The 7,129-nt window shown below is 71.2% G+C and carries 5 protein-coding genes; 3 read left to right on the top strand and 2 right to left on the bottom strand.

What is annotated here, in order from left to right:
* Positions 1-138 precede the first annotated feature (138 nt).
* Entirely contained in the window at positions 139-744 is a 606-nt protein-coding gene (locus tag ADK65_RS08425; protein WP_053669260.1) for a carbonic anhydrase, read from the bottom strand.
* 217 nt (positions 745-961) lie between these two features.
* On the opposite strand from ADK65_RS08425, the gene ADK65_RS08420 reads away from it, so the two are divergent.
* The 3 genes from ADK65_RS08420 (at position 962) to ADK65_RS08410 (ending at position 3,947) form a co-directional block, all read left to right on the top strand.
* On the top strand, positions 962-1,798 hold the full coding sequence (locus ADK65_RS08420; RefSeq protein ID WP_053669258.1) for a response regulator transcription factor: 837 nt from the start codon (positions 962-964) through the stop codon (positions 1,796-1,798).
* Entirely contained in the window at positions 1,795-3,282 is a 1,488-nt protein-coding gene (locus ADK65_RS08415) for a sensor histidine kinase (RefSeq protein ID WP_053669256.1), read from the top strand. The genes ADK65_RS08420 and ADK65_RS08415 overlap by 4 nt, the downstream gene beginning before the upstream one ends.
* 146 nt (positions 3,283-3,428) lie before the next feature.
* Positions 3,429-3,947, top strand: a complete 519-nt coding sequence (locus ADK65_RS08410) for an NUDIX hydrolase (protein WP_053669254.1) — start codon at positions 3,429-3,431, stop codon at positions 3,945-3,947.
* 174 nt (positions 3,948-4,121) lie between these two features.
* On the opposite strand, the gene ppdK is transcribed toward ADK65_RS08410, so the two are convergent.
* On the bottom strand, positions 4,122-6,869 hold the full coding sequence (ppdK, locus tag ADK65_RS08405; protein WP_053669252.1) for a pyruvate, phosphate dikinase: 2,748 nt from the start codon (positions 6,867-6,869) through the stop codon (positions 4,122-4,124).
* Positions 6,870-7,129: the final 260 nt, after the last annotated feature.

The raw sequence follows: 7,129 nt of genomic DNA, 5'->3' as shown, positions 1-7,129 counted from the left end.
CCACGGAACCGGTCCCCCACCCGGCATCGCTCCCCGACGGCGGCCCGCCCCCCTGCCGGCCGCCGTCGCCGCCCGGCGAGCCCCCGTACCGCCCGCCGCCGGGGCCTCCCCAAGTCCGCCCCCGCGCATGCGCCCCGCTCACGCGGCGTGCACCCGGAAGTCGCCGTCGTCGCCGAGTTCGTACACGAACCCGGTGTCGACCTCGTAGTACCAGCCGTGCAGCCGCAGCCGTCCCGAGTCGAGGCGCTGCCGCACCGCGGGGTGACTGCGCAGTGCCGCCAACTGGTTGACGACGTTGCCCTGGGAGACCTCCGGCAGGGACGGGTCGTCCGGCGCGGTCCGCAGTACGGAGGTCAGTTCGGGGCGGGCGATGCGCAGCCAGGCGTCCACACCGGGCAGCGCCGACAGGTCGTCGCCGGACTTCAGCGCACCCATCGCACCGCAGTGTGAGTGACCGCACACGACGATGTCCTGAACCCCGAGCACCTCCAGTGCGTACTCGATGGTGGCCGCCTCGCCACTGGCCCCGGGCCGTCCGTAGGGCGGCACGATATTGCCCGCGTTCCGAAGCTCGAATATTTCCCCGGGTCGTGCGCCCGTGATCAGCGCGGGGACGACCCGCGAGTCCGAGCAGGTGATGAACAATGCCTCCGGATATTGCCCTTCAGCCAGTTGCCGAAATTCGCCGCTGTCGAAATCGGCACGCGTCCTGAACGCACGGGCACGGTCCAGCAAAGCTTTCAACGCACACTCCTGAACTGGGAGTTCATCCGATGCGTCCCACCGTAGACCGCCTACCTACAGCGGAAGGTTAAGCAAAGCACAGAGCCCGGACAGCAATTGAACATTCTTTGCCCTCATTCCCAGACGGAGTGTCTTCTTGTAGCGTGTGAACTCCGCGGCAGGGAATGCGAATTCACGCTGCCCGGATTCATGCCGGTTTCACGGAGAGACAGGACGTATGGGCCTACGAGTGCTGCTCATCGAAGACGACGAGACGATCGCCGAGCCGCTCACCGAAGGGCTCGGCCACTTCGGGCTGACGGTCGACCACGTCGCCACCGGGACGGACGGCCTGAGAGGCCCGTACAACGACGTCGTCCTGCTCGACCTGGGGCTGCCGGACATGGACGGCATCGACGTCTGCCGCGGCATCCGGCAGGTCTCGGACGTCCCCATCGTCATCCTCAGCGCACGCGGCGAGGAGGCCGACCGCGTCCTGGGGCTGGAGCTGGGCGCCGACGACTACCTGGCGAAACCTTTCAGCGTGCGCGAACTGGTCGCCCGGGTCCGTGCGGTGACCCGCCGCGCGCACCGCACCCATCAGGTGTTCACCGAGGCCGCCGGCCTTGCTCCGGGCACGCGGGGCACCCCCGAGCCGCCGCCGTACGAGCCGGCCCCGGCGCCCGCCCACGAGCCGGCCACGGCGCTGTCCTACGAACCCCCCGCGACCGCCTCGCACGATCCCGCCCCCGACCCGCCGCACGACCCGGGCCCGCTGGTCGTGGACCGCCGTACCCGTCAGGTCTGGGTCGGCGACGCCCCCGTCCTGCTCACACCCAAGGAGTTCGACCTGCTGGCGCTGCTCAGCGAGGACCCGGGCGCCGTCTACTCACGGCAGCAGATCCTCGACCGGGTCTGGGACCCGCACTACGACGGCCCGACCAAGACCCTGGACGTCCATGTGGCCGCGCTGCGCCGCAAGCTGGGGCACCCGGCGTGGATCAGGACGCTGCGGGGCGTCGGCTTCCGGCTGTCGGTGCACACGGGGCCGACCGCGCAGGTGGCCTCTCCGTGACCCGCCGGCTGCTGCTCAGCTACCTCAGCCTCGCCGCGCTGGTGCTGCTCTGCCTGGAGATCCCGCTGGGCTTCGTCTACTCGCGCGGTGAGCGGGAGCGGGTCGTCAACGCGGCGAAGGACGAGGCCGAGTCGGTCTCGGCGTACGCCGCGCTGTCCCTGGCGGCGGGACGGGCCGAGCGGGACCTGCCCACCCGGGTGGCGCACTGCGCGGAGCGCATCGGCGGGAAGGTGGTGATCGTCGACGCCTCGGGCGCGCCGCTCGCCACCTCGCACCCGGTGGACGTCCGGGCCACCGGCGACCTGGCCGCGCGGCCGGGCATCGCGGCCGCGCTGCGGGGCACGGCGACGGTGGACGTCCGTACCTCCACGATCGGCGGGGTCGAGTATCTGTCCGTGGCCGCGCCGGTCGGCCAGGAGGCGCGGCCGGCGGGGGCGGTGTGGCTGACGGTACCCACCCGGACGGTGCACGAGCGGGTCCACCATGTGTGGCTGCTGCTGGTGCTGGGCGGACTGGCCGTGCTGACGGCGGTCGCCGTGGTGGGCTTCGCCTTCGCCCGCTGGGCGGGCCGCCCGATCCGCGAACTGGAGCAGGCCACGCACGACCTGGCCGAGGGCGGCCGGTTCGCGCCGGTGACGATCACGAAGGGCCCGCCGGAAGTCCGCTCGCTGGCCGCCGCGTTCAACCGCACCGCCGCCCGGCTCGCCCATCTGCTGTCGTCCCAGCGGGCGTTCGCCGGCGAGGCCTCGCACCAGCTCAAGACACCCCTGGCCGCGCTGCGGCTGCGCCTGGAGAACCTGGAGCCGCACATCGCCGCGCGGGGCCGGGGCAGCCTCACCGCGGCCGTCACGGAGACGGACAGGCTGGCCCGGATGGTCGAGCAGTTGCTGGCCATGGCCCGGCTGGAGGAGCACGCCGCCATTTCCGCCACGGTCGACCTGGGCACGGTCTGCGCGGAGCGGCACCGGACGTGGCAGCCCCTGTTCGCGCGGGAGGGCGTGTCCCTCGTGCTCTTCGCGGGGAGCGTGGGGCCGGTGCTGGCGGTGCCGGGGGCCGTCGAACAGATCATGGACAACCTGCTGTCCAACGCTTTGCGGGCGTCCCCGGCGGGCAGCACCGTCACGATCGAGCTGCGGCTGCAGGCCCCGCAGCGGCGGGCGTTGCGCGACAGCAGGCCCCGCTGGGTCGACCTGCACGTCACCGACGAGGGCCCGGGCATGACGGAGGAGCAGCGGACCCGCGCCTTCGACCGTTTCTGGCGTGCCCCGGGCGCCCCCAAGGGCGGTACGGGACTGGGCCTCGCCCTGGTGCAGCGCCTCGCCCATGCCAGCGGCGGCGAGGCGGTCCTGCGCGCGGCGGCGACCGGGGGCCTGGACGTGGTGATCCGGCTGCCGTCCGCCCGACCGCCGGGCGAGACCGGTGTCGGCCCGGGCGCCGACCGCCCGAGAAGGCCGAAAAGGGAGGCACCGGCACTGCCGGCTTAAGTACGAGGTGACGCCCCCGTTCCGCTCGTGAACGGGGGCGCGTGCGCCCCCTGAGCCCGACCCGCCGGTGACCATCGGCGGGTCCGGCCGTTCCACCGGTTGGGCAGTTCGCAGCGGGCTGTCCAGCCGACGGAAGGAACACCACCGTGGACACGACCGTGCCCGTCCCGGACGCGCCGGGTGTGCTGCCCCGTGCCGAGTGGGTCAAGACACTGCCGCAGACCATCGTCGCGTCCTGCGTCCTGCTCCTCGACGCCGAGGACCGGATCCTGCTGCTGCGCTACGCCCCGGGCCTGCCCGCCGCGGGGCTCTGGGGGCTGCCGGGCGGCATGCTCGACCACGGCGAGGACCCCGTCGGGGCCGCGCGCCGGGAGCTGCACGAGGAGACCGGGATCACCCTGGAGGAGGACCTGCGCTTCCTCGGGTACGACCACCGGGCCGATGTGCTCAGGACGGGGCCGGTGATCGACTTCTACTTCCACGGTGGCCGGCTCCCGGCCGGGCAGCCCGTCCGGCGCAGCACGGAGCACGACCAGCACGGCCTCTTCGCCCTCGCCGAGCTGGAGTCCACCCCGCTGGCGACGGGGCTGCCCACCCTCACCGCGCTGCTGGAGGCTGCCCGGACCGGCAGCGTCGTGTGCCTGCGGGAAGGGCTCCCCGGCTAGACGAACGTCTTCCGGCGGGCGAGGGGGTCCCCGGGCAGGCGGGCACGCCGAAGGGGCGGCACCTCCGCACAGGTGCCGCCCCTTCGTCTCGTGCTCCGGAGCCGCCGCGATCGGTGAGGGTCGGGGACCGCCGACGGCTCCGGGTTTTTGCGTGGCCCCGCACGGGCCACGGGTCTAGCGGTGGTCGCTGCCCTGCGACTGGACCGCCGCCCGGCCCGCTTCCAGGCGGGCCACCGGGATGCGGAACGGGGAGCAGGAGACGTAGTCGAGTCCGACCTCGTGGAAGAAGTGGACCGACTCCGGGTCGCCGCCGTGCTCGCCGCACACGCCGAGCTTGAGGTCGGGGCGGGTCTCGCGGCCGGCCTTGGCGGCCAGCTTCACGAGCGAGCCGACGCCGTCCTTGTCGATCGTCTCGAACGGGGAGACACCGAAGATGCCCTTCTCCAGGTACGCGGTGAAGAACGAGGCCTCCACGTCGTCCCGGGAGAAGCCCCACACCGTCTGGGTGAGGTCGTTCGTGCCGAAGGAGAAGAACTGCGCGGCCTCGGCGATCTGACCGGCGGTCAGCGCGGCGCGCGGCAGCTCGATCATCGTGCCGATGGACAGCTTCAGCTGCGCGCCCGAGGCCGCCTCCACCTCGGCGATGACCTTGTCGGCCTCCTCGCGCACGATCTCCAGCTCCTGGACCGTGCCCACGAGCGGGATCATGATCTCGGCGCGCGGGTCGCCCTTGGCGGCCTTGCGCTCTGCCGCGGCCTCGGCGATCGCCCGGACCTGCATGGTGAACAGGCCGGGGATGACCAGGCCGAGGCGGACACCGCGCAGACCCAGCATCGGGTTCTGCTCGTGCAGGCGGTGGACCGCCTGGAGCAGCCGCAGCTCGTTCTCGTGCGGCTCCTGGCGGGACTCGGCGAGCGCGACACGCACCGAGAGCTCGGTGATGTCCGGGAGGAACTCGTGCAGCGGCGGGTCCAGGAGGCGGATGGTGACCGGCAGGCCGTCCATCGACTCGAAGAGCTGGACGAAGTCCTGCTTCTGCAGCGGCAGCAGCTGCTTGAGGGACTCCTCGCGCTCGGTGTCCGTGTCGGCCAGGATCAGCCGCTCCACCAGCTCGCGCCGGTCGCCGAGGAACATGTGCTCGGTGCGGCACAGGCCGATGCCCTGGGCGCCGAAGCGGCGGGCGCGCAGCGCGTCCTCGGCGTTGTCGGCGTTGGCCCGGACGCGCAGGCGGCGCTTGCGGTCGGCGAAGGCCATCATCCGGTGGACGGCCTCGACCAGCTCGTCGGCGTCGTCGGCGCCCGGGTGCATCCGGCCCTCGAAGTACTCCACGACCGGCGACGGAACGACCGGCACCTCACCGAGGTAGACCTTGCCGGAGGAGCCGTCGATGGAGACGACGTCGCCCTCCTCGACGACGTGCCCGCCGGGGACGGTCATCCGGCGGCGCTTGGTGTCGACCTCCAGCTCCTCGGCGCCGCAGACACAGGTCTTGCCCATGCCGCGCGCGACCACGGCCGCGTGGGAGGTCTTGCCGCCGCGGGAGGTCAGGATGCCCTCGGCGGCGATCATGCCGTCCAGGTCGTCGGGGTTGGTCTCGCGGCGGATCAGGATGACCTTCTCGCCGGACCGCGACCACTTGACGGCCGTGTAGGAGTCGAAGACGGCCTTGCCGACGGCCGCGCCCGGAGAGGCGGCGATGCCGCGCCCGACCTGCTCGACCTTCGCGCTCTCGTCGAAGCGCGGGAACATCAGCTGCGCGAGCTGGGCGCCGTTGACGCGGGTGAGCGCCTCGGCCTCGTCGATCAGGCCTTGGTCCACCAGCTGGGTCGCGATGCGGAAGGCCGCGCCCGCGGTGCGCTTGCCGACGCGGGTCTGGAGCATCCAGAGCACACCGCGCTCGATGGTGAACTCGATGTCGCAGAGATCCTTGTAGTGGTTCTCCAGCGTCTCCATGATCTGCATCAGCTGGTCGTACGACTTCTTGTCGATCTGCTCCAGCTCCGCGAGCGGCACGGTGTTGCGGATGCCCGCGACGACGTCCTCGCCCTGCGCGTTCTGGAGGTAGTCGCCGTAGACGCCCTGGTGGCCGGAGGCGGGGTCGCGGGTGAAGGCGACGCCGGTGCCGGAGTCGGGGCCGAGGTTGCCGAAGACCATGGAGCAGACGTTGACCGCGGTGCCGAGGTCGCCGGGGATGCGCTCCTGGCGGCGGTAGAGCTTGGCGCGGTCGGTGTTCCAGGAGTCGAAGACCGCGTGGATGGCGAGGTCCATCTGCTCGCGCGGGTCCTGCGGGAAGTCCCGGCCGGCCTCGGTCTTGACGATCTTCTTGAACTTGGTGACGAGCTTCTTGAGGTCGGCCGCCTCCAGCTCGGTGTCGACCGTGACCTTCTTGGCCGCCTTGGCCGCGTCCAGCGCGTCCTCGAACAGCTCGCCGTCGACGCCCAGGACGGTCTTGCCGAACATCTGGATGAGGCGGCGGTAGGAGTCCCACGCGAACCGGTCGTCGCCGGCCTGCTTGGCCAGGCCCTGCACCGACTTGTCGGAGAGGCCGATGTTGAGGACGGTGTCCATCATGCCGGGCATGGAGAACTTGGCGCCCGAGCGCACCGACACCAGCAGCGGGTCGTCGGCCTGGCCGAGCTTCTTGCCCATGCGGGCCTCGAGCGCGTCGAGGTGTGAGGTCACCTCGTCACGCAGTGCCGCCGGCTCCTCGCCGCTGTCGAGGTAGACCTTGCAGGCCTCGGTGGTGATGGTGAAGCCGGGAGGGACCGGAAGGCCCAGGTTCGTCATCTCCGCGAGGTTCGCGCCCTTGCCACCGAGGAGGTCCTTGAGGTCCTTGTTGCCCTCGGTGAAGTCGTAGACGAACTTCACGCCCTCAACGCTCGCGGCCTGCTCGGCTACCGGGAGATCTTTGTTTTCCGACACGGGTCTCGACTCCTCGAGGACGCGGTGGCTGCCCTGACGGGCAGGAACATACCCAGATCAAAGGCGTCTGGGTACGTCCACTTGTGCGTCATGCGCCTGTAACCACTCGTCCGCCAGCGGATCGAAAGTCAAGGCTGAGCAAGCGATCGCAGCCGCATGTTTTCACTTCTTGAACGCAAGAGCCTTCCAGGAGCCCTTTAGGCGCTCATGTGAGCGGAGTTTCCGCACATGTGAGTTCGCTCGATGAACGATCAAACGGT

Source organism: Streptomyces sp. NRRL B-1140 (assembly GCF_001280065.1).
Classification (GTDB): Bacteria; Actinomycetota; Actinomycetes; order Streptomycetales; family Streptomycetaceae; genus Streptomyces.
This window is presented reverse-complemented; position numbering and strand designations above follow the sequence as displayed.

Excerpts from the sequence above, each read along its gene's own strand:
- ADK65_RS08420 (WP_053669258.1), top strand. The coding sequence starts at position 962 with ATGGGCCTACGAGTGCTGCTCATCGAAGACGACGAGACGATCGCCGAG.